Origin of the sequence: Polaribacter glomeratus (assembly GCF_002954665.1) — a bacterium.
Taxonomy (GTDB): Bacteria; Bacteroidota; Bacteroidia; order Flavobacteriales; family Flavobacteriaceae; genus Polaribacter; species Polaribacter glomeratus.
Map to the genome: position 1 here is coordinate 78,206 of NZ_MSCM01000001.1, position 23,969 is coordinate 102,174.

Consider the following 23,969-nt stretch of genomic DNA (forward strand, 5'->3'; position numbering starts at 1 on the left):
AAGTTGAATCTAAAAGCTAAAAAATTTATTCTACAACACTATCAATCAAAATAGTCAATAAATCGATAGCTGCTTGTGCAATTTTTGTTCCCGGTCCAAAAACACCAACAGCGCCAGCATCAAAAAGAAATTGATAATCTTGTGCCGGAATTACCCCACCAACAATAACCATTATATCTTCTCGTCCGTATTTTTTAAGTTCTGCAATTACTTGCGGAACCAATGTTTTATGACCTGCAGCTAAAGACGAAATACCTAAAATATGAACATCGTTTTCTACAGCTTGTTTGGTAGCTTCTTTTGGAGTTTGAAAAAGCGGACCAATATCAACATCAAAACCTAAATCGGCATAACCCGTTGCAACTACTTTTGCACCGCGATCATGACCATCTTGCCCTAGTTTGGCAATCATAATTCTTGGACGCCTTCCTTCTAAATCAGCAAATTTATTCGCTAATTCAGCTGCTTTTTTAAATAGTTTATCGTCTTTTATTTCTTTGCTATACACACCAGATATGGTTTTTGTAACTGCTTTATGTCTGCCATAAACAACCTCTAAAGCATCAGATATTTCACCTAAAGTAGCTCTATTTCTTGCTGCTTTTACTGCTAAATCAAGTAAGTTTTCTTCACCAGACTTTGCTGCAGTTGTTAAATTTACTAAAGATTTTTGAACTTCTTCTGCATTTCTATCAGCTTTTAAGGTATTCAATCTTTCAATTTGCGATTTACGAACCGCTTCATTATCAACTTCTAAAATATGTAAAGGATCTTCTTGTTTTAATTGGTATTTATTTACACCCACAATTACATCTTTTCCACTATCAATTCTGGCTTGTTTTTTTGCGGCAGCTTCTTCAATTCTTAACTTCGGAATTCCTTTTTCAATGGCTTTGGTCATTCCGCCTAAATCTTCAACTTCTTTAATTAAGTCCCAAGCTTTGTTGGCAATCTCTTCTGTAAGTTGTTCAACATGATAACTTCCTGCCCACGGATCAACTGTTTTGGTGATTTTTGTTTCTTGTTGTAAAAATATCTGTGTGTTTCTTGCAATACGTGCAGAAAAATCTGTTGGCAAAGCAATCGCTTCATCCAATGCATTTGTATGTAAACTTTGTGTGCCTCCAAAAACGGCAGCCATCGCTTCGATAGTTGTTCTTGCAACGTTGTTAAAAGGATCTTGCGCCGTTAAAGACCAGCCACTTGTTTGACAGTGTGTTCTTAATATGAGCGATTTTTGATTTTTCGGATTAAATTTCTTTACAATTTTTGCCCACAACATTCTTGCTGCTCTTAATTTTGCAATTTCTGTAAAATGATCCATACCAATTGCCCAAAAGAAGGATAATCTTGGTGCAAAAGAATCGATATCCATTCCTGCTTCAATTCCTTTTTTAATATACTCTAATCCGTCTGCTAAGGTATACGCTAATTCAATTTCTGCGGTTGCACCTGCTTCTTGCATGTGATATCCAGAAATAGAAATGGAATTATATTTTGGCATGTATTTGCTTGTATATTTAAAAATATCAGCAATAATTTTCATAGATGGAGAAGGAGGATAGATGTACGTGTTACGCACCATAAATTCCTTTAAAATATCATTTTGTATCGTTCCGGATAGTTGATCAGGTGCAACTCCTTGCTCTTCTGCAGCCACGATATAAAATGCTAAAATGGGTAAAACAGCGCCATTCATGGTCATTGAAACCGACATTTTATCCAAAGGAATTTGATCAAACAACACCTTCATGTCTTCTACAGAGTCAATAGCAACACCAGCTTTACCAACATCGCCTTGTACACGCTCGTGATCTGAATCATAACCTCTGTGGGTTGCTAAATCAAACGCAACCGATAATCCTTTTTGACCCGCTTCTAAATTCCGTCTATAAAAAGCATTGCTTTCTTCCGCAGTAGAAAAACCTGCATATTGGCGAATCGTCCAAGGTCTAATTACGTACATTGTAGAATACGGACCTCTTAAATTTGGCGCAATTCCTGCTACAAAATTTTCGTGTTTACGAGTTTTTAACTCTGAATCCTGAACGCTGAACTCTGATTTTTTTAAACTAATATGTTCGAATGATTTTCTAGACATTTTCTTGGGCTAATCTTTCTTTTTCTAAAGTTTCAGAAAGGCGTTTTTTATTGATGGGTATAAGTATCGTTTTAATGTTTCGCTGTTTTACAAAAGGATACAATTCCAAGTCATGTTTCATTTTATCAGCTGCATTTAACTGCATATTTGATCCTAACAAAATAATTTTTTTACTCGTAAAATTGTCATCTTCCTTTAATGCGCTTTCTTGTATTTTCTTTTGGATTGCTCCTGCTTTTAGCTGATGTAAAAATCCGCCAGCTTTTTCAATTTGTTTAAAAATCAGCAATGCCTTTTCGGCCAATTGATCTGTAATTGTTTCGATATAATAAGAACCATCAGCAAAACTTTGTGCTTCTTGTAAGTAACTTTCTTGTTGTAAAATCAGCAACTGATTTCTTGAAATCCGATTTCCAAATTCATTCGATTTGTGATAAATAGCATCATAAGAAACATTAGAAACTGTGTTGGAACCACCTAAGATAGCACTCATGCATTCTGTTGTAGTTCGCAGCATATTTACATTGTAATCATACAATGTTTTGTTACGCAAACTAGGTTGCGCAAAAATATGTGCTTCCACATTTTTTACTTCATATTCATTTAAAAGCGTTTGCCATAAAACTCTAAAGGCTCTTAATTTGGCGATTTCAAAAAAGTAATTACTACCTACAGAAAAGTTAAAATGGATTTTATCTGCAACATCTTTTCCAAAATGAGCTAAATATTCATTTGCATGCGCAAGTGTATACGCCAATTGCTGTGCTATATTTGCTCCTGAATTTTGATACAAATCACTTGAAACTGAAATACAATTTTTGGTAGACGATACGATATTTTCTAATTTTCTATGATCTTCTTTTAGGCTGATAAACCAATTGCCACTTTCAGCTAAATTGCCAATAATATCCGTTTGAAAATAAACAGTTTCTGAATCGCAAAAAGTAGAAAGTTCTATTTGAAAATCAGCATCTAAAAAAGACAATTGAAAATAAATAGTATTCGACTTAAGGTCTATGTTTTTTAAAACTTTCTGATAATCAAACTTTTTTATGGCTTTAAATTGAATAGCGTTTGCGCCCCTTCTTAAAGTATCTAAAGCTAGAGAATTGGCTATTTTCTCGTCATCAATAAAGATTGCTTGACAGATATTAAATCCTTTTTTAGGAAGGTTTATTTTCGAATTTGTTCGGTCTTCTTTGGTGTAAAAAGGCCTAACAATGATACCTTCATCAGTTTTGTAAAGCAGTGTTTCATTATAATCGGCTCCTTTTAAATCTACTTGAACTTTTTGTTTCCAAGCCGAGGCAGTTACTGGTTCAAATTCATCAAATAGAAAATTGCTCATTATTTTTTTATGGTATCAAATTCAATAATATAAATGTCTTCGTTTTCTCTTTTCATTAAATATTTTTCTCGAGCAAAGCGTTCTAACTCCAAAGAATCTTGAAGATTTTTGATCATCTCTTTGTCTAAAAATAGTTTTTCTTCATAAAAAGTAATCGTACTTTCTAAATCCTCAATCTCTTTGTTAAATTCGCGATGAACCAAATATGAATTGTCATCAAAAAAAAGCATCCAAACGATAAAAGGAATAAAAAAGATCACAAAAATGTTTGTCAAAATTTTGTAAACAGGCTTTTCTTTTAAACGATCAAAAAACTTCATTTATAAACGTTCATTTATTACAGTTCTAACAATATCAATGGCAACAGTATTAAACCTATCATTAGGAATGATGATATCAGCAAAATTTTTCGTTGGTTCTATAAATTGCTGATGCATAGGTTTTAAAGTGTCTTGATATCTGTTTAAAACTTCATCAATATCTCTGCCTCTTTCCGTAATATCTCTTCGAATTCTTCGTATCAAACGTTCGTCTGTATCTGCGTGTACAAAGATTTTAATATCGAATAAGTTACGCAATTCTTCACTGTTAAAAATTAAAATTCCTTCTACAATAACCACTTTTCGTGGATGTGTTTTTAACGTGTCGATTGTTCTATTGTGCGTTACAAAAGAATAGATAGGTTGTTCTATAATTTCACCTGCTTTTAGCGCAATTAAATGTTTTACGATTAACTCAAAATCAATAGCTCTTGGATGATCAAAATTTATCTTTTTTCGTTGATCATAAGATAAATTTTCTGTGGCCTTGTAGTACGAGTCTTGCGATATTACACAAACTTCATCCGTAGGTAAATGTTTTATAATTTGCCTTACTACGGTCGTTTTTCCACTTCCAGTTCCACCGGCAATTCCTATAATTAGCATATATTTTAATTGATTTTTCTTGAAAATTATTTTACTAAAATAATAAACTTTTTATAAAGTGATGAAATTATTAATTTTTATGTCTTTCGCTTTTAAATCGAACATTAAATTATACAAACCAAAAAACGTTCTGTTCATATAAATAAAATGCTTAGAACCTCTGCTTGCATTGTAGGATCTTAACTCTGAACTTTTAGTTAACTTATCTCCAAATTCTGATATTTGATTAAAAAAGGCTTCGTTAGAAAAATCGAACGTTTCTGCATGAAAAGGTTGTGTAAAAATACTTAACATTTCATGAAACATCGCACTAAAAAATATTGATTCTTCTTTACCGTCTGATGCTAATAAAATTTCTAATTCATACATTTTTTCTTCAAAAAGCTTCTTGTCAGCCAATGTTTCTTCTCTTGCCAATACAAAATACGGATTGTAAAAATCTAATGGAATTGTTTTCATACAACCAAAATCTAATGCGATTAGTTTAAAGTCTTCAGAAATTAAAAAGTTTCCAGGATGAGGATCTGCATGTACTTTCTTTAAATTATGAATCTGGAACATGTAAAAATCCCATAAAGCTTGTCCTAAACTATTCGATTTTTCTTGATCTGTGTTGATATTCGTAAATTCAGAAAGATGAATTCCTTTCATCCAATCCATCGTAATAATTTGTTTTGATGACAAATCTTTATAATAATTAGGAAACGATATATTTGGGATATGTTTACACGCATCAACAATTTCTTGACTCTGACTTATTTCTAACACATAATCTGTCTCTTCTAATAATTTATCTTGAACCTCAAGAAAATAATCGTCAGACATTTTGCCTTTCATTTTAAACATTCTAATAACAAAAGGTTTTAGTAATGCTAAATCAGACTTAATGCTATCTGCAATTCCTGGATATTGAATTTTTACGGCCAATTCTTTTCCGTCTTTTTTAGCTTTATGTACTTGTCCAATACTTGCAGCATTGTAAGCTTTTACATCAAACTCATCATAAATTTCTGACGGAAACTTTCCAAAACTTTTTTTGAATGTTTTTAATACCAATGCTTCAGAAAGTGGTGGTACAGAAAACTGTGCTAAAGAAAATTTTTCTACATATGCTCTTGGCAAAATGCTTTTATCCATACTTAACATTTGTGCAACTTTAAGCGGACTTCCTTTTAAGTCTTTTAAGCTATCGTAAATGTCTTCTGCATTTGATTTGTTTAATTTTTCTCTGGCTTCTTCTTCTGTATTTAAAATTTTTTCTCCATAATACTTTAAATAATTCACACCAACTTTGGCGCCAGTTGCCACTAATTTTGTTGCACGTTGAATTTTTGAAATGGGAATCGTACTTGCTTTTTTCATACTTAAATCACCTTTTTTTGAAACTTTTCTTTATAAACAAACTTTCCTAAGTCGAAAACATTTTTTAAAAATTTGTTTTCTATAAGTTCGAAGCTAGTGTTGATTGATTTTTCTATTAAAATATCTGTTTTCTCAAATGATTCTGATGTGTCTTCTAACCAAAACTGCACGGTTAAATACAACTGAATCCAAGCAGATTCGTTGATTAGTTTTCTTTGAATTTTTTCTAAACCATCAATAGGTAAGATGCTTTCTGATAAGTCTAAATGAGCTACAAAAGCCATAAAACTTTTCTTTAAACCAGAAAGAGATCCAAAAGAGTTTAATTTATTTTTACAACCTTTTAATGCGATTAAAACATATTCTCTATTAAGATTTAAATTCTCGAAAAAAGTAAAATATAAACTGATTAGTTTATTTTTTTTATCGAAAGCAGGAAACTCTTCACTTTCATTTAAAACGTCTATCGAGTTTTTAAAAAGTTCTTTAAAAACTGTTTTTTCTACACTTTTTATAGATTTAAAATGGCTGTAAAATTGGTCTTCTTCTATGCTTACACTTTCGCAGAATTCCTCTATGTCTGTTGGCTTTTGTTGGCTTTCTACAACAAAATCCATGTACATTGTTAGGACGTCTAATTTAGAAATATTTTTCTTTTTTTTCATATAAAGATTTAAAGTGCAAAAATACGAAACGTTTTGTTGTTTAAAGAAAAACAAGGTATATAAAACAAAAAAAACCAAGTTAAAAAGTAACTTGGTTTCTATAGAAAGTTGGGAATGTTATTTAAGCAAATATTTTGCCTAATCTTTTTTTACCGCTAACAAAATGATTTTTGTAAGATTCTAAAGTATCAAAAATAATATTTTGTTGATTGTCTAATAATTTCACTCCGCCTTTTAATGCTTTGTCAGCAACTTGTTGCCATTCACTTGCAACACTAATAGTTTCTGTAACTACTTCTTCTGTTGTGTGTAAAGCATATTCATTTGCTTTTTTTACAGATGTTTTTGCAGTTTCTAAAATCGTGTTAACTTTCTCTGTTAACTTTGCTTTATTTATTTTTTTTGTATTCATGTTCGTATTTTTTTAATGTTATTGTTTCAATTATAGATTTCCTTTTAAAGCTAAAGCTGCTTGAGCTTTCCAACCTTCTAAATCATAGATTTTAGCATTTATTCCTGCATCATCTAATAACTTAGTTAAGTCTGTAATTGACATTTTTGCAATTTGATCGTAAGCAGTAACATTTAGTTCATTTAAACTTTTTTCTAAAACGGGTCCAATACCTTTAATAACTTTTAAGTCATTAATAACGTCCGTTTTTATAACCACTACTTTTTCTACGATTTCTAATTTTTTAGCAACTACCTTCTTTTTTGAAGCTGTCTTTTTTACAGTAACTTTTTTAATAGGTGCTTTTTTTGTTTCAGTTGCTTCACTTACTTTTTCTTTAACGTCTTCAATAACATCCTCTGTATAATCTTCGATTCTATCTTTTACGTTTTCTATTGTTTCAGAAATGTTCTTTTTTAATTTAGAAGACATTTTTTCTGCTTTCTGAACTAATTTATTACTTGCAACTTCTTTTTCAATTTTATTTTTCATCGCTTCAGCTTTTTCAACTAAAGGATTTTTACTAATCATTTTTTTTGCGTTTTCAACCATTTTTGGATCATAACCAACTAATGCTTTTAAACGTTCTGTACTATTTTCTAATTGACCTTTAATAGATTCTGCAGTTTCAACAACCATATTAATTTGTTGTTTTGTTAATGGTTCTGCTTTCTTAATTAATTTAGCCGTTAATTTTTGCCATTTCTCACCAGTTTTTACGGTAGTTTCAATAGCGTTGAAAGAAGCATCAATTAAATCGTTATTAATTTTTTTAACAATTGCTTTTGCTTTTCCTAATGTGTTTTCCTTTTTAGACTTTTTAGTTGCCATAATATATATGTTTTAAGTTTTTATTTTTTATTGTTATTTATGCTGCAAATTTAATTTATGATAGTTGCAAATGAGTTACAAACTAGTTTTTGCTAAAAAAATCTAATGACTTATTTAGTTTTTTCCAGATCATTCCTTTTCCATTTTCAAGCTTGTTAAAGAAATTGTCTTGTTGTTTCGCTGTGAATTTTAAGGTGCTTTTTAATTTTTTAGAAGTTTTATCTTGTAAATTTTCTGCACTACTAATAGTTTTTAAAATTACTTTTTCAGTAGATTTTAAAGCAAAACTGTTTAGTTTTAAGGTTTGTTCTTTAATGTTTATTTTCGAAATTGTTTTCATCTTCTTTAGTTTTAATACTAATTTGATGCAAATATAAAAACGAGTAGTTACAAATGAGTTACAAATTAATATTTTGGTAGTTTTAGGTTTTTTTTTGATACAGATTTCAAAGGTTTTCACTAATAAAACGTGTTAAAGTGTATAGTAACAGGTAAAAATGATTAGATTTTTTTATTTTATCTAACGCCATATCAGTTAAGCTAAAGTCTTTGAAAACTTGTGAAATTTGTGTCTTTCATTACAACAGCAGCGTAAACTCATAGCAACAATCCGTGTAAATCCGTGAAATCTGTGTCTTTATTTAAACCATTAGCGTAATCTCAAAACAACAATCCGTGTAAATCCGTGAATTCGTAGTCTTAAATAGTTAATGTATTTCCTCAATCTCTTTAAGAAGTTTCTTTGTTTCAGGAAGCGGAGAAATACCATATTCTTCCTCTAAAATAACTTCGCATTTCATGTACGTTTTTATTGCCTGTGGTCTGTTGCCTTTAAGAATATACGCTTGCATTTGTATCCTGTACGCATCTTCCCAAGTAGCATCAATAGCCAACGCATTTTGTGCCAAGCGAATACTTTCTAAAGGATTTTCTTGTAGCAAAATTTCTGCCAAAGTAATATAAGCACCTAAAATTAAAAGTTGTGTTTTTTCTCTTTCTTCGGATGTCCAATCTTCAAAAATCCTGTTTGGTAAGTAAGAACCTTTGTATAAATCGATAGCTGCTTTGTAGGCTATTTTGGCAATATTGTTATCAATTGTAAAGGCTTCATTGCCAATAATAATATATTTTTCGAGTGCTTCTACATCAATCCAAACCTTTTCTAAATCAATTTGATAACTAACACCTTGTCTTATAATATATTCTGATTCTGTTCTAGAAAGTCTTTTTGGCTCTAAAACTTTATTAATTCCGTGAAGCGCCACTTTAAAATCACGATCATTCCAATCTTCCCAAAGACCATCCATAATTTTTTCTTTATGAAGTGCATTTCGTTTACGATTAGAAACTAAATATTGTAATAACTGAATTGTTTTGTCTCTTGCCCATTCTTTACTATCAATTTTTTCGTGATTTCTCCACACACAAAAATGCCCTAAAGTTTCAATGCTAATTTGCGCATCTTTTTGAAAGGCTTGTAATTCTTGTAATTGTTGAAGAGCATTAGACATAGCGCAACTATTTCGTTTTTATAGTGTCTATTTTTGCAGCAAGTTTTGTTATTTCTGATGACAAGCTTTCTATCTGATTCTGTATCTTATTAAAGTCAGATCTTGATGCGTTTCTCCATTGATCAATTTGTACTTTTTCAGAAAATTCTTCGCCAAATGTGCTAATTTTATCCTGAATTTCATCTTGCAAATGTGTAAACTGTTTTTTAGGATCTTTTAAGGTATCTCTAATAACTTTAGGACCAATTTCTTTAATGGTTTTCCACATAGAAAAGCTTTTTTGAATAATGCTTTCTTGTTCTTCACTAGTTTGGTGCTTTGTAGCTTCTTCTGTTAATTCGCCTAATTTTTGTTGCATAAAAGTAAGCGCATCATTAAAATCTGAAAAACGTTTTTCTTCGCCATCCTGAACATGAGAAATTTTACCGCGCCATTGTAGTTTAGATTCGCCATTTTCTTCAAATATTCGTTGATTAAAACGAACCATAAAAGAGGCTGTTTGGTCTTGTTTTTTTGTCATTATTTTAATTTTAACCTGGTTCTTTTTCAGAGCCAGTTTCATATTTTAATAAACCTTTAAAAGCATCGTTTACGTTGTTGCCTTCATACAATACTTTATAAATTTCTTTTGCTATTGGCATGTCAATTTTATAATGTTTAGCAAGTTCCATTACCACTTTTGTGGTTTTTACACCTTCGGCAACTTCATTCATTTCGCTAATAATTTGTTCTAAACTTTTGCCTCTTCCTAACTGAAAACCAACATGATGGTTTCTACTTTTAGCACTAGAACAAGTAGCAACCAAATCGCCCATTCCTGCTAAACCAGAAAAGGTGCTTTTTTTACCGCCCATAGCAATGCCTAAACGTGTAAGTTCTGCCAAACCTCTGGTTATAATTGCAGCACGCGTATTATCTCCAGCATTTGAGCCATCGCCCATTCCTGTTGCAATTGCATAAATATTTTTTAAAGCGCCGCCTAATTCGCAACCGATAACATCATCATTTGTATATACACGAAATAAACCCGAACTAAATACGGGTTGTAAACTTTGTGCAATAGAATGATCTACCATCGCAATTACTGCTGCTGCTGCTTTACCAAAATGGATTTCCTTAGCTAAATTAGGACCTGTTAAAACACCAATTGGATGTCCTGGCATTAATTCTTCAATTACCTCTGTCATTCGCATTTTTGTGCTAATTTCTAATCCTTTTGCTAAATTTATAATAGGAACCCAAGGTCTAATATGTGGTTTTGCTTCTGCCAAAACTTCTCTTAAACTTTGTGAAGGTACACCCATAACAATAACATCGGCATCTTCAACGGTTTCTTTTATCGAAATACAGGCTCTTAAAGAATGCGTTAATTTTGCATTTGGTAAATATTTGGTATTTGTGTGATGCGTATTAATTTCATCAACTATTTCTTGGTTTCTTGCCCAAATAATAGTTGGGCTATTTTTTGCAGTTAAGGAAGCAACAGTTGTTCCCCAAGAACCACCACCCAACAATCCAACTTTTAATTTCATAATTTTAGTTTTATTAGTTTTCTAATTCCTTTAAAAATAAATTTCTAACTTCTTCAACATAGCTATCTATGTTTTTTGGTTTCCATTCAGAAGTGTCTACAGGATCTAAAACTACTACTTCTATATGTGTAGGCTTAAATATTTTACTTCCTTTTGGCATTGCCATATATGCGTTTTTAATAACAATTGGTACAATTGGCACCCCAGCTTTTATTGCTAAATGAAAAGCACCTTTTTTAAATTTACCTAAAGTTTTTGTTCCGCTTCTTGTTCCTTCAGGAGCAATTACAATCGAGGTTCCTTTTTTTAAGGCCTCTATTGCTGGTTTCATCGCTGCAATCGCTTTTGTTTTATTTGAACGATCAATAAAAATAGCACCCATCGCTTTAAAAATTGGTCCAACAGGTGTGTATTCTAATTCCTTTTTAGCAATACCAGCAATGTCTTTTCTCAATATTTTTAATAGGATAAAAAAATCTGCAGAACTTTGGTGATTAAAACAGAAAATGGCAGGTCTATGATCTTCTAAATTATGTTTTCCTTTTACATTGATGTCTAAACCAGCCAGTTTTGTGCCTAAATCGCCAATACTAGCAATAGTAGTATTTGCACCTTCTTGTCTAGACAAAGAAAGAGATCCTTTTAATAAACCTTTTAAAGCGGATGGATAAATACTTGCAGCTGCCAAACCAGTTCTTAATCCGTTAACTAAAGGTTTTCTTTTATTTTCTTGAAAACGAAGAATTTTCCAATCGTTTTCAAAAGCTAATTGAGATAATTTTGTATCAGGATTTGTAGCAATTGGTTTGCCTACAATTTCTAACAACGGATAATCGTCAATACTATCTGTGTAGAAAAAACTTTTTGATAAATCTATTTTATTTGCTTTTGCAAACGTTCTACCTGCTCTGGCTTTCCCTTCTTGCCAACACATTTCTGAGATGACTCCAGTAAATTTTCCTTTTCTGACCTCCATTTCTGTACAGAAAATATCTTTGATGCCAAGCTCATTTGCAATTGGTGTTATTTGATAACGGGTTGCAGCAGATATAATAACGACTTGATGTCCTCTTTTTACATGGGATGCAATTAATGCAATTGCTTCTGGGTAAATGGTGTTTGCTAAATGTTCTTGATATACTTCTTCGCCTAAATCTATAAACTGTTTTTCTTTGATGCCTTTTACCCCTAAAGCAGAAATTTTTGTAAGCATTTCAAAATCTCTATTCCCAGAGGCATATACTAAAACGGTTGCTAATTGAGAAAGCAATTCTTTAGCAGTAGATTTGCCACTTAATAAACGAGATTTTAAAAATTGTTTGGCAGAAAAATCGTTTATTAATGTTCTGTCTAAATCAAAAAATGCAGCAATATGCGAACCTTCTTCATCTTCTAAAACATCATCAGAAATACTGTTTAATTCGGCGCCAGGAACAAATTCATTTTCTTCATTTCTTTGGTTGATTAATTTCTTTGTATTTACAATTTCTAATTTTTGTAAAAAGCGTAATCGTTCTGTAAGATTTTCAAGTAAATCCATCCAGATATCTAATTCTTTGATATCTATTTTTTTATTAATCGGAGTAAGTTTGCTATTTTTAGCCAATCGTAAAGCGCTTACTAAAAAGGGTTTAGAAACACTTTCTAACCTGCTAATTCTATTTTGCCAATGCAATTCTTTTCCTTTAAAAAGGCATAACTCTATGAAATCTTCATCTGTAAATTCATCTTCTAAATCCCAAGAATGTAAAGTTTGACAAACTACTTTGTTCGCTTCTAAATAAATTAATAACAAACCTTTAGAAACAAACATTTCTTGTCTTGCTAATAAGCCGTTTATATCTCCTTTTGGATCACTAATAATAGCTCTCCAATTTTTATCAAACAAGGTTAATTCGGCTTCAATCTCACTACTAAACTTAGGTTTATTTGTATAGAAAAACTCGAATTTAAACAAGTTTCTTAATCGCATTATTTCTGTCCAAAAAGAAAGAATTCTACCCGAAGAGTCTTCATCCTTAATTTTAACCAAGGCCATTTCTATAAAAGCTCTATGGTACAAATGCGCAGAAGCCATATTTGCATAATAGGTTGCTGATAAAAACTCTGTTGAAGCTAAGCTATATTGCGTTTTATAGCCCGCTTTATTTTTTTGAATAATGCCTGAGCTTTGTAGTAAGTTCAATGATTTTTGAACAGATGCACTAATGCTTTTTCCACGTTCAATTAAGACATCTTTTTTACGTTGTTCAATATAATTCATCAACTTAATAACACTAAACTCGATATCATTTTTGGTAAGCGAAAAATTGTTTAACAACACATTACAAACCAATGAAACAGTCGTTACAGGTGTAATCATGTTTGCATTATGAATCAATTCAAAAGCAAACCGAGGCAATGTATTTACATCCGAATAACTGTCTTCTTCAATATCCGGTATGATGGCATTTTGGTGTGCACCAGCATCTACAGGTTCACCAAATCTAATGGCAGCCTTACCATATTCGTTTCCTAATTTTTTAAAGTAGTTGATAAAAGTGCCAATATTTTCAGATTTCTTTTCAACACCTTTGCCTTCTTCAGTCATTTCTTTAACATCCGGAATCAAATCATACACAATAGAAACAGGTACATATTTTATGTTTCTTGTGCTTTCTTTCTCACCCTCCATGATGTATTTTAAAATCCCCATTTGTGGGTAGACAATCTTACCAGTTCTAGAGCGTGTTCCTTCTATATTCCAAGTTAAATGATCGCCGTTTTCTATCATACAAGAAATGTAATGTCTTAAAGCAGCTTTATAAATTTGGTCTTCTTTAAAACTTCTTCGGATAAAAATTAAACCCGATTTTTTTCCCAACTGTTTAAAACCAGGAACGGCTAAATTAATACCACCAAAAGTATACGGAATAGGCATTCCATATCTAGCTAAAGTGGTTACTAAAACAACAGTATCTAAATAGGTTTTGTGTGTTAAAATAAACGCAACAGAATTTTGTCGCATTAATTTCATCAATTTTTTTATTTCTTTAGGGTCAATATCTATTTTGCTATTATACGCTTTAGACATCATAAATTGAAACCCTTTTACAGATAACATATTTGCAATAGGATGCTGCTGCGAGTACAATTCTGCAACACAATCGGCTCCTTGTTTTTGAACTTCAGAAAATTCAGTTTTTTGCTCTTCAGCAATTTCTTGTAGTTTTTCTTGAAATTTAGGATGCGCTATAATATTCTGTAAACTATGTTCCATAATTAGCTAAAAAAGAGGTTTGTAAATTTTGATATTCCTTTTTGTTCCCAAAACTCAGGGAAAAATAAACTTTCAACCTTAGTAATGATTCCTTCTGGTTTTTTGCCAGTAATATTTGTGTTTAAAGAATTTGCAACGGTTAATAGTACAGATGCGTTTGCACCCATACCACAATGACTTCCAAAAACTTCAATATTTTTTATGTCTTTTCTTAATGTTTCTGCTTCCATACAGTGTTTCCAAGGTAAAAGTCCATCGGTTTTTGTGTAAATGCAGGTTACGGGTACATCCGGAATTTCTTCTAATTCTTTAATAAATTTATCATTTCTTTCCTTTAATTTTCGTCCTCTTAAAAATTCTAAAGATCGAACTACAGGCGTTTTCATGTTTTTAACACCCCAAACAGGAGAACCAATTGTAATTAATTGTTCTACTTTATCAGGATGTCTATTTGCAATTATTTTTGCAAAAATTCCGCCGCCACTCCAGCCAACAAGACTTACTTTTTCTTGATGTTTTTCAAAGATTTCGTCTAGCTTTTCTATCAATTTTGGCAATGATTTTGAGTTAATCATGTTTACACCTAACTCCCATTTATAGGTTTTAAAGCCAACAGATCTAAGATAATTTCTAACAAAAGTAGTAGATAAATCATTTCCTAAATAAGGAGGCATTAATAAAACGGGTCTATTTTTACTCGCTTTGTGTTTTGGTATAAACGGATAAATACCAAACATAGAAACCCACTCTACAACAGATCTTGTTTCTAACAATACATTAAATAATGGTGGCGATTCTATTCTTGTATTTATTTCTTCAATCTTTTCTTTAAAGGTAATTAGCACTTGATTTGCAATTTCGTTGCTGCCTTTTTTTGCAGGCTTAACTTTGTTTATTCTATCTAGCACAATAATTAAAGTTACATAATCTCTATCAGGACCAAAATCTTCACAAACAGATATGCATTCGTTCAATAATGTATTTATCTCTTTTTTTATAAGTTTATTATCATCAATAAGGCCAATAATCATTTCCTCGAAAGGATGAAGTTCAAACTTTCGAATAACGATGTCTTTTGCTTTTAGTAAGGTTAGGCCTTTAGACATCGCAACTTTTAACGCAAGTTTTGTAAAGGAGGTATAGAGAGTTTTATTGTTTTCCATTTTTATAGTTTATGCCTTAATTCTATCATTTAGCCAATTAATGACATCTTGTTCAACTTCATTTTTATTAATTTCATTTAGCATTTCATGTCTGCCACCTTCGTAAAGCCTTAGTGTTAGATCTTTAATGCCCGCTTTTTTATATTTATTTGCCACTTTTTGTACGCCTTTTCCCATTTCTCCAACGGGATCTTTATCACCCGAAAAAATTAAAATAGGCAAGTCTTTTGGCGTGTTTTCAAAAGTTTCAGTTAAACTAATTTTCTTAGTTCCTTTTAAGATATCTCTAAAAACACTTAAAGAAAAATCTTCAACTCTTAACGGATCGGCTTCAAATAAATCAACTTGGTCTTCATCACTACTAATCCAATCTACTTTTGTTCTGTTTGGTTTAAACTTTTTATTAAACTGAGTAAAAAACAGACTTTTTAATAATTCATTACTTCTATGTTTGCCATTTATTTTGCCTAAAATATCTGCGCTAAAAAGACCAACAGGTCCCAAACCTTTCATAAAACTTGCCGTTCCGGATAAAATTAAAGCATCTAAATCATCACCATATTTAGTAACATATTCTCTGCTTAATAAAGAACCCATACTATGACCAAATAAAATTATTTTTTTCTTCGGATGTTCTTTTTGGATAATTTCTGTAAGCTTACGCATATCGTTTAAAGCATCTAAAAAATAATCATCACCATCATAATACCCTAAATAATCATGATTTTTTACTGATTTTCCGTGAATTCTATGGTCGTTAGCATATACTTCAAAACCTTCATTTTGCAATTTTTCTGCTATTGGATAATACCTACCGGCATGTTCACCAACTCCGTGAGCAATTTGTACAATTCCTTTTAAGGGTATGTTTTTGTCTGATGGCCATTTGTAATAGAAAATAGTTTCATCATCCACTGTTTTAAAGGTGCTTGTTGTAAAACCCATTAATTTTTTTCTAAAAATTCAGAAAGCAGTTGAGAGAATTTATCAACGTTCTTTTTTGTTCCTGTAAGTTTTACTCTTTCTTGAATGATGGTTTCTTGTAACAATAAATTCTTTTTATAAAGATTCATTAAATTATCGTCATCAATTTCAATTTTTACAGTAGGTTTTGTTGTTTTTTTCTTTTTAACAGAAACACTTTCTTTTAAAACTGCTAGCTGATAATTAGTTTCTGACTCGCTTATATTTAGATCAAAATCATATAAACCAATAGCTTTTTCTCTTCTATTTTCATCTTCATTTATATATTTTTTAAATGCTGTAAAAAATACTAAACTTTTAATTTTTTGAATTTTTTCGACTGTTTTTTCCTTTTCTTTTGCTAAAATAAGTAATTCTAGTTCATTTGCAGATTCTCTAATATATCTAGAAAACTTATCTGCATCTGGCATTGTTTTAGCATCAGAAGTAGTGGTGATAGAAACCGAACCATTATAACTAAACGCGGCTATAATCAACCCAAAGCCGTCTAAAACAGGTGCCAACCCAAAAATACCAACAATTTTATGACCTTTTAAATACAACGGATTCTGTGGTCCAGGAACATTTGTAATAGTAACATTAAAAGGCGGTCTGTGAAATTCTTTAATATTGTATTTGCTATACAAACCAGCAGCTAAATTTGCCAAACCAAAAGGCACTGCGTCTGCCATTTTAGAAAGTGCTTTTGCGCCAACGGCTTTGTGTTTAGACTTTCCTAAACTAGTTTGTTCTTGTATAAATTCTAAACGTTCAATAGGGTTCTTAATATGCGTACCAATTTTAACCAGCATATTAGAAATCTGATTGTTCATTTTTTGCTCTTCGCCTTTTACACGAATAGAAATAGGAACATTGGCAACTAAGGGTTGAACTGGTAATTTTTCTCGCTCTTCTAAATATCTTCGTATAGCACCTGCACAAATTGCTAAAATTAAATCGTTAATACTAACCTCCATAATTTTACGAAGCGTATTTATTCTATCAAAAGATAAAATGGCAGTTCCCCAAGTTCTTTTAGGAGAAACAGATTCGTTAAAAATTGTTTTTGGAGTAGCGTAAGCGCTTTTAAGTGGCGATCGTTTGCTATTTAATTGATTATTCATTCTTCCTTTTATAAAAGAAAATGCAGTTTCTCCAATTAATTTAGGAACCTTTAATGGGTTTTTAAGAAAACCATAGGTGCTTTTTATCAGTAAACTTATTTCATCCGGCAACGGTTCTGGTTCGTAAGGCTTTGGTTTTGATGGTTTTTTATTTTTGTCTTCTTCACTCTTATCAAACAAAATACTCATAACACCAACTCCAGAGCTTCCATCAATCATTACATGATGAATTTTAGACACAATAGCAATTGATCCTTTAGGTACTTGAGAAACTTCATCTAAACCTTCAATAAAATCGATAGACCACAAAGGTCTTCTTAAATCTAAAGGACTACTAAAAATAGAAGAAGTCATCTCTCTTAATGTTTTCCAATTTGCAGGATCTGGAAGTTTTAATCTGTTGATATGTAAATCAATATCAAAATTTGGATCATCTACCCAATATGGATTGTCTAAATTTAAAGGAACATTTAAAAGTTTCTTTCTAAACTTAGGTATTAAATGCAGTTTCGAAGCTACTATTTCTCTAAAATCATTAAATTCTATAGAACCTTCAACAATTGTTAAAGTTGCAACATGCATAGGGCTAGTTGGAGATTCTGCATACAAAAATGTAGCATCTTGCCCAGATACTTGTTGTATAGAACTGTCTAAAACTTCTTGTAAAAGATCTTTAATTACCTTATTAGCCATGTATTTCTAAATTTATATATTCAATTTTTTGCTGAGAAACAAAGCGTTTATATCTTTTTCTATAAATTTCTCCACTCTGCAAGATAAATAATTTTAGTTACATTTTCTAATTTGAAATTATAGACTTTTAGCCAATTTTTGGTAAAAAAAAAGTCTCAAAAAATTAATTTTTTGAGACTTTTAGTATTTGAGCCGATAGAGGGACTCGAACCCACGACCTGCTGATTACAAATCAGCTGCTCTAGCCAGCTGAGCTACATCGGCTTTTATTTTAAGTGCGCAAATTAAATACTAAAATTGAAGTTTACCAAGATAAAAATGCTTTTTTTTTAACAAAACAATTTAAAATTCTTGTAATGCCGCTTTATAGGTTTTTAAACAGCGTTCTCTTGCTATTTTATGATCTACAATCTCTTTAGAATACGTAAATTCTTGAAAATCTGGAACCCACTTTTTGATGTATTCTAACTTTTTATCAAATTTAAGAATCTGAGTGGTTGGGTTAAAAATTCTAAAATAAGGGGATGCGTCAACGCCAGTTCCTGCAACCCATTGCCAATTACCAATATTACTAGATTGTTCATAATCGTGCAGTTTTTCTGCAAAATAAGCTTCGCCCCATCTCCAGTCTATTAATAAATGTTTACATAAAAAACTACCAACCAACATACGCACTCTATTGTGCATAAAACCTGTTTGGTTTAATTCTCGCATGCCTGCATCTACTAATGGGTATCCTGTTTTTCCTTGACACCAAGCTTTGAATTCTTCTTCGTTATTTCGCCATAAAATTCTATCGTATTGTGGCTTAAAGCTGTCTTTTGTGGTATGTGGAAAATGCCATAATATTTGCATAAAAAACTCGCGCCAAATTAACTCTTTTAAAAAAGTAATATTGTTGCTTTTTGATCCTTTATCAACCATTTTCCTTACGCTTACCGTTCCAAAACGTAAATGAGTTCCTAGTCTAGAAGTACTGTTTTTTGCAGGAAAGTTCCTAGTTTCTTCATAAGTATCAATTAAAGTAGCGTCTACTTTATAAGAAGCTACTTTTATAGAAGATGTCTTGAAACCAATTTCTTCTAAGGATAAAAATTGAATAGTTTCATTTTTGATAAAATTTTCTAATTTTTCTTCCGAAGGAAAAAACTCAATACCTTGAAGTTCAAAAGCTTCTAGCCATTTTTTTGAATAGGGTGTGTATACTTTATAGGGCGTTCCGTCTTTTTTTACAATTTCATCTCGTTCAAAAATTACTTGGTCTTTAAACGTTTTAAAACTGCTATCTTTTGATTCTAAAAATGATGAAATTTCTAAATCTCTTTGAAGCGCATACGGCTCATAATCATGATTTGTAAAAACAGTATCAATGGTGTATTTTTCTGATAAATCTTTGAAAATTTCCATTGGTTTTCCATGAAAAACAGAAATACTGCTATTCATTTTTAAAAGTTGCTGCTGAATATTTTCTAATTCCTGATGAAGAAACGAAACACGGGAGTCATCTGTTGGTAATTTATTTAGGATGTCTTCATCAAAAATAAAAATAGGAAGTACTTTTTTATCCGAAGAAAGCGCATTAAATAATCCGCAATTATCGTCTAAACGCAGATCTCTTCTAAACCAAAAAATATTTATTGTTGTTTTCATGTTTTTTGTTTTTAGTTTGATTTGTGAAAATAAAAATGCCACAAATTCAAAAATTTTAGATCTTTAAAAGATCTTGAATTCTTGAATTTATGGCAAAAATAATATTTTTTTACTTTTTATACTCACCAAAGAGCTCTAGTAATTTTTTTTGTCTGTAGGCAAAAATTTCTTCTAGTTTTGGTTTTACTAAGAAAGGATGAACCAATTGTCCTAAAATTCCTAATGGAACTTTATAATCAATAATATCTTCCATTTCTACGCCACCATCAATTTCTTTGATAAAATGTTTGTGATGCCATAATGCATATGGTCCATACATCTGCTCGTCAACAAAATATTTTTTATCTTCTATGTGTGTAATTTCTGAAACCCATTTTGTTTTTATCCCAAGAATTGGAGTAACAATATATTGTATAATTTGTCCAGTATACAAAGGTCTGTCAATAGTAGAAATAATATTGAAACTCATGTAATCTGGCGTAATTATTTTTAAATTTTTTGGATTTGACAAAAAGTCCCAAGCTTGATCTACCGTAATTGGTAATTTTTGTGATTTATGAAGCGTGTATATTTTCATGTTAATTATGAACTAAAATGTATAGATTTAAAGATGTTGCAATACAAAGCCAAATCATATATGGTAAAAGTAAATATTTATAATTGCCTACTTTGCTACTTAATTTAAAGAAGTAGATAAATAGGAGTGAAGTTAGTAGTGTAATTGTAATTAAGCCGACTAAGACTAAATGCTGATTAAAGAAAATAAAGTTTCAACTTACATTTAAAATAAATTGAATTAGAAAAATAATTTTCATTTTCTTAGAAGTATCTTCTAAAAAAAGTTTCCCTAAATAAATTGAAAAACAAATCATAATAAGAGTCCAAGCAATGCCAAAAACAATTCCTGGCGGCGTCCAAGGTGCTTGATTTAAATTTGTGTACCAATCTGTTAAAGGACCGTTATCCATTAACCAACTTCCAATGGCTAAGCCACCAAAATTAATTATTAAAAATAAAATGGTTAAACGAAACTGTTTCATTATTTACCTTGAATTTCTTCTATTTTTTTAAGAATCACATCGGCATCGAAATACTTTTGATCACTATCACTTCTATTAATAGATTGCAATTTATAAGCTTCTTCCATTAACTTTTTATAAGAATCTTGTAGTTTGTCAATTTCAGATTTTTTTTTAAATATATTAAACATATTTTTTTATTTTAAATATTTAGTAATTTTTGAGCTTGTAGGGCTTGTTAATGAGAAATAATAATCTATTAAAGCACCTTCTGTATCCACAAAGTATTTCTGAAAGTTCCATTTTACTGAAGAACTTTTATTACCGTTCATTTCTTTAGTAGTAAGCCACGTATACAAAGGGTGTTGATGGTCTCCTTTTACATCAATCTTTTCGGTCATTAAAAAAGAAACACCATAATTTACTTGACAAAATTCTTGAATTTCATCCGCATTTCCAGGTTCTTGTTTTCCAAACTGATTACAGGGAACTCCGATAACCACTAAGTTGTCTTTGTAGGTTGCGCTTAAAGTTTCTAAATCTTTGTATTGAGGTGTAAATCCGCATTTAGAAGCAACATTTACAAATAATATATATTTTTTTTTAAAGTCAGATAGATTTATAGGTTTACCTTGTAAACTATCAATTTTAATATCGTAAAGATTCATTTGTTAAGTGAGTTAGATTATATTTTAAAGCTTACTATTCCACAATCTAGTTCAAAAATTTGACCAGAAATAGAACGTGCTTTATCAGAAATTAAAAAAGTAGCCATATCTGCCACTTCTTGCGGAGCTAGGAATTTTTTAAGAGGATGACGTTCTGTAATGCTCTCGATCATTCTTTCGTTTCTTAATAATTTTGACGCCAAATCGGTATCTGTTACTGTAGGTGCAATTGCATTTACTCTAATTGTTGGCGCTAATTCTGCCCCTAGAGATTTTGCTAAACCTTCTACACCAGACTTTGCAGCTGCTACACTTGCATGAAAAGGCATGCCTAATTTTGCAGCAACGGTACTAAATAATAAAATAGACGGATTCGTCCCTTTTTTTAAAGCAGGTAAGAAGTGTTGAATGGCTTTTACAGCGGAGATAACATTAATTTCATAATCTGTTCTAAAATCATCTAGACTTAATCTAGAAATAGGTTTTAAATTGATGCTTCCTGGACAATAAATAAGAGAATCTATTTGATCAATATCAGGCAATTCGTCATTAAGAATGTCGCAAGAAAAATGAGTAAGATTTGTATGAGAAAGTAGAGGAACTGATCTACTTATATTAACTACTTGGTTGTTCTCAACCAAAGATTTAACGATTGCATTACCAATTCCTTTACTACCCCCAATTACTACTATTTTCTTCATATGCTTTATGGTCTTCCTTTTAAGCGCTTTTCTATTTTCTGCTTTACAGCAGTTAAGCGCTTCATTAGATCCATCATTTCTGGATCTTTTTCTGATTTATAAACTTCATTAAGTTCTAGAATAAGTGCTTTTACTTCTCTAGATGCTAAAATTCTGTCGCTAGTTGTTTTGAATGAGAATTTTCTGTTCTCAAACTCTATAGCTCTTTCAATTAAATTCATTTCTTGTTTTTTCCTAATTTTTACTAATCTGTGAATATAATTATAAAAGTTAGAAAATCAACAAAAAAAACGCTTTATTAAGAGGCAGTAAGTGGTTTCCCTTTTAGACGCTTCTCAATTCTTTGTTTAACAGATGTTAAGCGTTTCATAATGTCCATTATTTTTTTGTCTTTGCTCTCTTTGTAAACTTCGTTTAGACTTAAAATTAGAGCTTTTGCTTCTCTAGAAGCTAAAATGCGATCGCTAGTTGTAGGAAATCTCATTTTTCTTGTTTCGAACTCTAAGGCTTTTTTAATTAATTCCATGGCTTAGTAATTTAAAGTGTTTTGTAATTCTGCTATTTTTTCTGATGTGTTAAAAACACCACCAAAATAAGAAGTTACTGTAGAAGATGTATCGTCTTTTACACCTCTAGATGAAACACACAAGTGTTTTGCATCTATAATTACAGCAACGTTATCTGTCTCTAAAATTGCTTTTAATTCTTCTGCAATTTGATTTGTTAAGCGCTCTTGCACTTGGGGTCTTTTTGCATAATATTGTACAATTCTATTTAATTTAGATAATCCAATTACCTTTCCTGATGAAATGTAAGCAACATGTGCTTTTCCCATAATTGGCACAAAATGATGTTCGCAATTCGAGTAAAAAGTAATATTCTTTTCAACCAACATTTGGTTGTATTTGTATTTATTATCAAACAATGCAACTTTTGGTTTATTTGCAGGATTTAAGCCCGAAAAGATTTCATCAATATACATTTTTGCAACTCTCTTAGGAGTCCCTTGTAATGAATCGTCTGTTAAATCTAAGCCCATAACATCCATTATCTGTGTAAAAAGAGCCGCAATTTTTTCTTTTTTCACATCGTCAGATATGTCAAATGCATTTGGTTTCATTGGTGTTTCTAAACCTGTAAATAAGTGGTCATCTCCAATTTCGTCAAATGATAAACTGTTAAATGTTTGTTTTTTTTCTCCTGTTAATGTTTCTGTAATCATATCTTTTCTTTTTAATGTGCTGTCATTAAGTACCCTAAACTTAAAAGCAAAGCACGTTTTATCTTTTTGATATAGAGTTATTTGTTATTGTTCTTTGTCTTGTACACTTAAACCTTCCTTTTTCAAAAACTCGCAATTTTTCGTGTTTGGTTTTTCTGCCTTGCACTCGTTCTCTCCACATTTTAAAGCTTTTCAGCTTCATTTCTTTTCTCATTAAATCGATAACCTCTTGCTCTTTTAAACCAAATTGAAACTGTATTGCCTCAAAAGTAGTTCGGTCTTCCCAAGCCATTTCTATAATTCTATCGATTGCGATACTGTCTAATTGCATTATAAATGGTTATTTAATAGGTTCATAAAATGAATAATTGGCTTCGTTTTCAACCTTTAATTGTAAAATTCTGTCAAGAAATTTTTTGTTTTCTGTATAAAGCTTATTTGTTTTAAAGCGAACAAAGTTTCCTTGCGCATGTAGGCTGTAGCCATTCGTTTTGTAAATATGTAATTGATAAAAAGGAATTGCCCAACTATAATTATTCAGCCCTTTGTTAATGTGAACTAAAAGTCCTTTTTCTCTGATCTCAATATTTCCGTAATTGATATCACTCACAGAATTGATGATTTTTTTAAAACCGATGCTAACATCGTCTATCATCATTCTTTTAGATCCTGTCCCTTTTAATTTGATAGATTCAATAAAAGAGTAACGCTTGCCAATTAAATCGTTAATTGTAGCTTCTGCGTCTCTGTTTTTATATGTTGTATTGTAAAACACACACA

At 31.0% G+C, this 23,969-nt stretch carries 26 protein-coding genes, 1 tRNA gene and 1 pseudogene; all 28 read right to left on the reverse strand.

The window, feature by feature from the left end; genetic code table 11:
- Positions 1 to 25: 25 nt before the first annotated feature.
- A complete protein-coding gene (gene scpA, locus BTO16_RS00305; protein WP_105019701.1) occupies positions 26 to 2,101 on the reverse strand; it encodes a methylmalonyl-CoA mutase in 2,076 nt (691 codons plus the stop codon).
- Complete coding sequence (locus BTO16_RS00310; RefSeq protein ID WP_105019702.1) at positions 2,094 to 3,449, reverse strand: methylmalonyl-CoA mutase subunit beta; 1,356 nt, start codon at positions 3,447 to 3,449, stop codon at positions 2,094 to 2,096. Before BTO16_RS00310 ends, scpA begins: the two co-directional genes overlap by 8 nt.
- Positions 3,449 to 3,724 (reverse strand): FtsB family cell division protein, encoded by a 276-nt coding sequence (locus BTO16_RS00315; protein ID WP_317045770.1) that lies wholly within the window; start codon positions 3,722 to 3,724, stop codon positions 3,449 to 3,451. Before BTO16_RS00315 ends, BTO16_RS00310 begins: the two co-directional genes overlap by 1 nt.
- Before the next feature lie 45 nt (positions 3,725 to 3,769).
- Entirely contained in the window at positions 3,770 to 4,375 is a 606-nt protein-coding gene (gene udk, locus BTO16_RS00320; RefSeq protein WP_105019704.1) for a uridine kinase, read from the reverse strand.
- 51 nt (positions 4,376 to 4,426) lie between these two features.
- Complete coding sequence (locus tag BTO16_RS00325) at positions 4,427 to 5,737, reverse strand: ABC1 kinase family protein (RefSeq protein ID WP_105019705.1); 1,311 nt, start codon at positions 5,735 to 5,737, stop codon at positions 4,427 to 4,429.
- Positions 5,738 to 5,739: 2 nt separating this feature from the next.
- Positions 5,740 to 6,402: a TetR family transcriptional regulator C-terminal domain-containing protein gene (locus BTO16_RS00330; protein ID WP_105019706.1), complete on the reverse strand. Its 663-nt coding sequence runs from the start codon at positions 6,400 to 6,402 to the stop codon at positions 5,740 to 5,742.
- A 121-nt stretch (positions 6,403 to 6,523) separates the two neighbouring features.
- Positions 6,524 to 6,814, reverse strand: a complete 291-nt coding sequence (locus BTO16_RS00335; protein ID WP_105019707.1) for a hypothetical protein — start codon at positions 6,812 to 6,814, stop codon at positions 6,524 to 6,526.
- A 30-nt stretch (positions 6,815 to 6,844) separates the two neighbouring features.
- Entirely contained in the window at positions 6,845 to 7,684 is an 840-nt protein-coding gene (locus tag BTO16_RS00340; RefSeq protein WP_105019708.1) for a hypothetical protein, read from the reverse strand.
- Positions 7,685 to 7,766: 82 nt separating this feature from the next.
- Entirely contained in the window at positions 7,767 to 8,024 is a 258-nt protein-coding gene (locus tag BTO16_RS00345; protein WP_105019709.1) for a hypothetical protein, read from the reverse strand.
- 367 nt (positions 8,025 to 8,391) lie between these two features.
- The gene (locus BTO16_RS00350) at positions 8,392 to 9,195 is read right to left on the reverse strand and encodes an AfsR/SARP family transcriptional regulator (protein ID WP_105019710.1); all 804 of its coding nucleotides are present in this window, start codon (positions 9,193 to 9,195) and stop codon (positions 8,392 to 8,394) included.
- A 7-nt stretch (positions 9,196 to 9,202) separates the two neighbouring features.
- Positions 9,203 to 9,715, reverse strand: coding sequence for a hypothetical protein (locus tag BTO16_RS00355; protein ID WP_105019711.1), 513 nt, complete (start codon positions 9,713 to 9,715; stop codon positions 9,203 to 9,205).
- Positions 9,716 to 9,725: 10 nt separating this feature from the next.
- A complete protein-coding gene (locus tag BTO16_RS00360) occupies positions 9,726 to 10,727 on the reverse strand; it encodes an NAD(P)H-dependent glycerol-3-phosphate dehydrogenase (RefSeq protein ID WP_105019712.1) in 1,002 nt (333 codons plus the stop codon).
- Between the two features lie 13 nt (positions 10,728 to 10,740).
- Positions 10,741 to 13,986, reverse strand: coding sequence for an HAD-IB family hydrolase (locus BTO16_RS00365; RefSeq protein ID WP_105019713.1), 3,246 nt, complete (start codon positions 13,984 to 13,986; stop codon positions 10,741 to 10,743).
- A 2-nt stretch (positions 13,987 to 13,988) separates the two neighbouring features.
- On the reverse strand, positions 13,989 to 15,149 hold the full coding sequence (locus tag BTO16_RS00370; protein WP_105019714.1) for an alpha/beta fold hydrolase: 1,161 nt from the start codon (positions 15,147 to 15,149) through the stop codon (positions 13,989 to 13,991).
- Positions 15,150 to 15,158: 9 nt separating this feature from the next.
- Complete coding sequence (locus BTO16_RS00375) at positions 15,159 to 16,094, reverse strand: alpha/beta hydrolase (protein ID WP_105019715.1); 936 nt, start codon at positions 16,092 to 16,094, stop codon at positions 15,159 to 15,161.
- The gene (locus tag BTO16_RS00380; RefSeq protein ID WP_105019716.1) at positions 16,094 to 17,929 is read right to left on the reverse strand and encodes a WS/DGAT/MGAT family O-acyltransferase; all 1,836 of its coding nucleotides are present in this window, start codon (positions 17,927 to 17,929) and stop codon (positions 16,094 to 16,096) included. The genes BTO16_RS00375 and BTO16_RS00380 overlap by 1 nt, the downstream gene beginning before the upstream one ends.
- A gap of 190 nt (positions 17,930 to 18,119) precedes the next feature.
- Positions 18,120 to 18,193: transfer RNA gene (locus BTO16_RS00385), tRNA-Thr, on the reverse strand.
- Between the two features lie 78 nt (positions 18,194 to 18,271).
- Positions 18,272 to 19,579, reverse strand: coding sequence for a cryptochrome/photolyase family protein (locus BTO16_RS00390; protein WP_105019717.1), 1,308 nt, complete (start codon positions 19,577 to 19,579; stop codon positions 18,272 to 18,274).
- Positions 19,580 to 19,688: 109 nt separating this feature from the next.
- Positions 19,689 to 20,156, reverse strand: coding sequence for an SRPBCC family protein (locus tag BTO16_RS00395; RefSeq protein ID WP_105019718.1), 468 nt, complete (start codon positions 20,154 to 20,156; stop codon positions 19,689 to 19,691).
- A gap of 1 nt (position 20,157) precedes the next feature.
- Positions 20,158 to 20,619: pseudogene (locus tag BTO16_RS00400) on the reverse strand (TspO/MBR family protein).
- Positions 20,619 to 20,789 (reverse strand): Lacal_2735 family protein, encoded by a 171-nt coding sequence (locus tag BTO16_RS00405; RefSeq protein ID WP_105019719.1) that lies wholly within the window; start codon positions 20,787 to 20,789, stop codon positions 20,619 to 20,621. Before BTO16_RS00405 ends, BTO16_RS00400 begins: the two are co-directional and overlap by 1 nt.
- A 6-nt stretch (positions 20,790 to 20,795) precedes the next feature.
- Positions 20,796 to 21,266 (reverse strand): glutathione peroxidase, encoded by a 471-nt coding sequence (locus BTO16_RS00410; RefSeq protein ID WP_105019720.1) that lies wholly within the window; start codon positions 21,264 to 21,266, stop codon positions 20,796 to 20,798.
- Positions 21,267 to 21,283: 17 nt separating this feature from the next.
- A complete protein-coding gene (locus BTO16_RS00415) occupies positions 21,284 to 21,967 on the reverse strand; it encodes an SDR family NAD(P)-dependent oxidoreductase (protein ID WP_105019721.1) in 684 nt (227 codons plus the stop codon).
- Positions 21,968 to 21,972: 5 nt separating this feature from the next.
- Positions 21,973 to 22,188 carry a hypothetical protein gene (locus BTO16_RS00420; RefSeq protein WP_091894668.1) on the reverse strand — a complete coding sequence of 72 codons (216 nt, stop codon included), beginning with the start codon at positions 22,186 to 22,188 and terminating at the stop codon, positions 21,973 to 21,975.
- Positions 22,189 to 22,265: 77 nt separating this feature from the next.
- Complete coding sequence (locus BTO16_RS00425; protein ID WP_105019722.1) at positions 22,266 to 22,493, reverse strand: 6-phosphofructokinase; 228 nt, start codon at positions 22,491 to 22,493, stop codon at positions 22,266 to 22,268.
- 3 nt (positions 22,494 to 22,496) lie between these two features.
- Entirely contained in the window at positions 22,497 to 23,189 is a 693-nt protein-coding gene (gene folE, locus BTO16_RS00430; protein WP_105019723.1) for a GTP cyclohydrolase I FolE, read from the reverse strand.
- A gap of 58 nt (positions 23,190 to 23,247) precedes the next feature.
- Positions 23,248 to 23,520, reverse strand: coding sequence for a TIGR03643 family protein (locus BTO16_RS00435; RefSeq protein WP_407675507.1), 273 nt, complete (start codon positions 23,518 to 23,520; stop codon positions 23,248 to 23,250).
- Between the two features lie 9 nt (positions 23,521 to 23,529).
- Entirely contained in the window at positions 23,530 to 23,964 is a 435-nt protein-coding gene (locus BTO16_RS00440; RefSeq protein WP_105019725.1) for a hypothetical protein, read from the reverse strand.
- Positions 23,965 to 23,969: the final 5 nt, after the last annotated feature.

Bases quoted from the DNA above. Each gene is read 5' to 3' on its own strand.
- scpA (WP_105019701.1), bottom strand. From the start codon at position 2,101: ATGTCTAGAAAATCATTCGAACATATTAGTTTAAAAAAATCAGAGTTC.
- BTO16_RS00310 (WP_105019702.1), bottom strand. From the start codon at position 3,449: ATGAGCAATTTTCTATTTGATGAATTTGAACCAGTAACTGCCTCGGCT.
- udk (WP_105019704.1), bottom strand. From the start codon at position 4,375: ATGCTAATTATAGGAATTGCCGGTGGAACTGGAAGTGGAAAAACGACC.
- BTO16_RS00325 (WP_105019705.1), bottom strand. From the start codon at position 5,737: ATGAAAAAAGCAAGTACGATTCCCATTTCAAAAATTCAACGTGCAACA.
- BTO16_RS00330 (WP_105019706.1), bottom strand. From the start codon at position 6,402: ATGAAAAAAAAGAAAAATATTTCTAAATTAGACGTCCTAACAATGTAC.
- BTO16_RS00335 (WP_105019707.1), bottom strand. From the start codon at position 6,814: ATGAATACAAAAAAAATAAATAAAGCAAAGTTAACAGAGAAAGTTAAC.
- BTO16_RS00340 (WP_105019708.1), bottom strand. From the start codon at position 7,684: ATGGCAACTAAAAAGTCTAAAAAGGAAAACACATTAGGAAAAGCAAAA.
- BTO16_RS00345 (WP_105019709.1), bottom strand. From the start codon at position 8,024: ATGAAAACAATTTCGAAAATAAACATTAAAGAACAAACCTTAAAACTA.
- BTO16_RS00350 (WP_105019710.1), bottom strand. From the start codon at position 9,195: ATGTCTAATGCTCTTCAACAATTACAAGAATTACAAGCCTTTCAAAAA.
- BTO16_RS00355 (WP_105019711.1), bottom strand. From the start codon at position 9,715: ATGACAAAAAAACAAGACCAAACAGCCTCTTTTATGGTTCGTTTTAAT.
- BTO16_RS00360 (WP_105019712.1), bottom strand. From the start codon at position 10,727: ATGAAATTAAAAGTTGGATTGTTGGGTGGTGGTTCTTGGGGAACAACT.
- BTO16_RS00365 (WP_105019713.1), bottom strand. From the start codon at position 13,986: ATGGAACATAGTTTACAGAATATTATAGCGCATCCTAAATTTCAAGAA.
- BTO16_RS00370 (WP_105019714.1), bottom strand. From the start codon at position 15,149: ATGGAAAACAATAAAACTCTCTATACCTCCTTTACAAAACTTGCGTTA.
- BTO16_RS00375 (WP_105019715.1), bottom strand. From the start codon at position 16,094: ATGGGTTTTACAACAAGCACCTTTAAAACAGTGGATGATGAAACTATT.
- BTO16_RS00380 (WP_105019716.1), bottom strand. From the start codon at position 17,929: ATGGCTAATAAGGTAATTAAAGATCTTTTACAAGAAGTTTTAGACAGT.
- BTO16_RS00390 (WP_105019717.1), bottom strand. From the start codon at position 19,579: ATGAAAACAACAATAAATATTTTTTGGTTTAGAAGAGATCTGCGTTTA.
- BTO16_RS00395 (WP_105019718.1), bottom strand. From the start codon at position 20,156: ATGAAAATATACACGCTTCATAAATCACAAAAATTACCAATTACGGTA.
- BTO16_RS00405 (WP_105019719.1), bottom strand. From the start codon at position 20,789: ATGTTTAATATATTTAAAAAAAAATCTGAAATTGACAAACTACAAGAT.
- BTO16_RS00410 (WP_105019720.1), bottom strand. From the start codon at position 21,266: ATGAATCTTTACGATATTAAAATTGATAGTTTACAAGGTAAACCTATA.
- BTO16_RS00415 (WP_105019721.1), bottom strand. From the start codon at position 21,967: ATGAAGAAAATAGTAGTAATTGGGGGTAGTAAAGGAATTGGTAATGCA.
- BTO16_RS00420 (WP_091894668.1), bottom strand. From the start codon at position 22,188: ATGAATTTAATTGAAAGAGCTATAGAGTTTGAGAACAGAAAATTCTCA.
- BTO16_RS00425 (WP_105019722.1), bottom strand. From the start codon at position 22,493: ATGGAATTAATTAAAAAAGCCTTAGAGTTCGAAACAAGAAAAATGAGA.
- folE (WP_105019723.1), bottom strand. From the start codon at position 23,189: ATGATTACAGAAACATTAACAGGAGAAAAAAAACAAACATTTAACAGT.
- BTO16_RS00435 (WP_407675507.1), bottom strand. From the start codon at position 23,520: ATGCAATTAGACAGTATCGCAATCGATAGAATTATAGAAATGGCTTGG.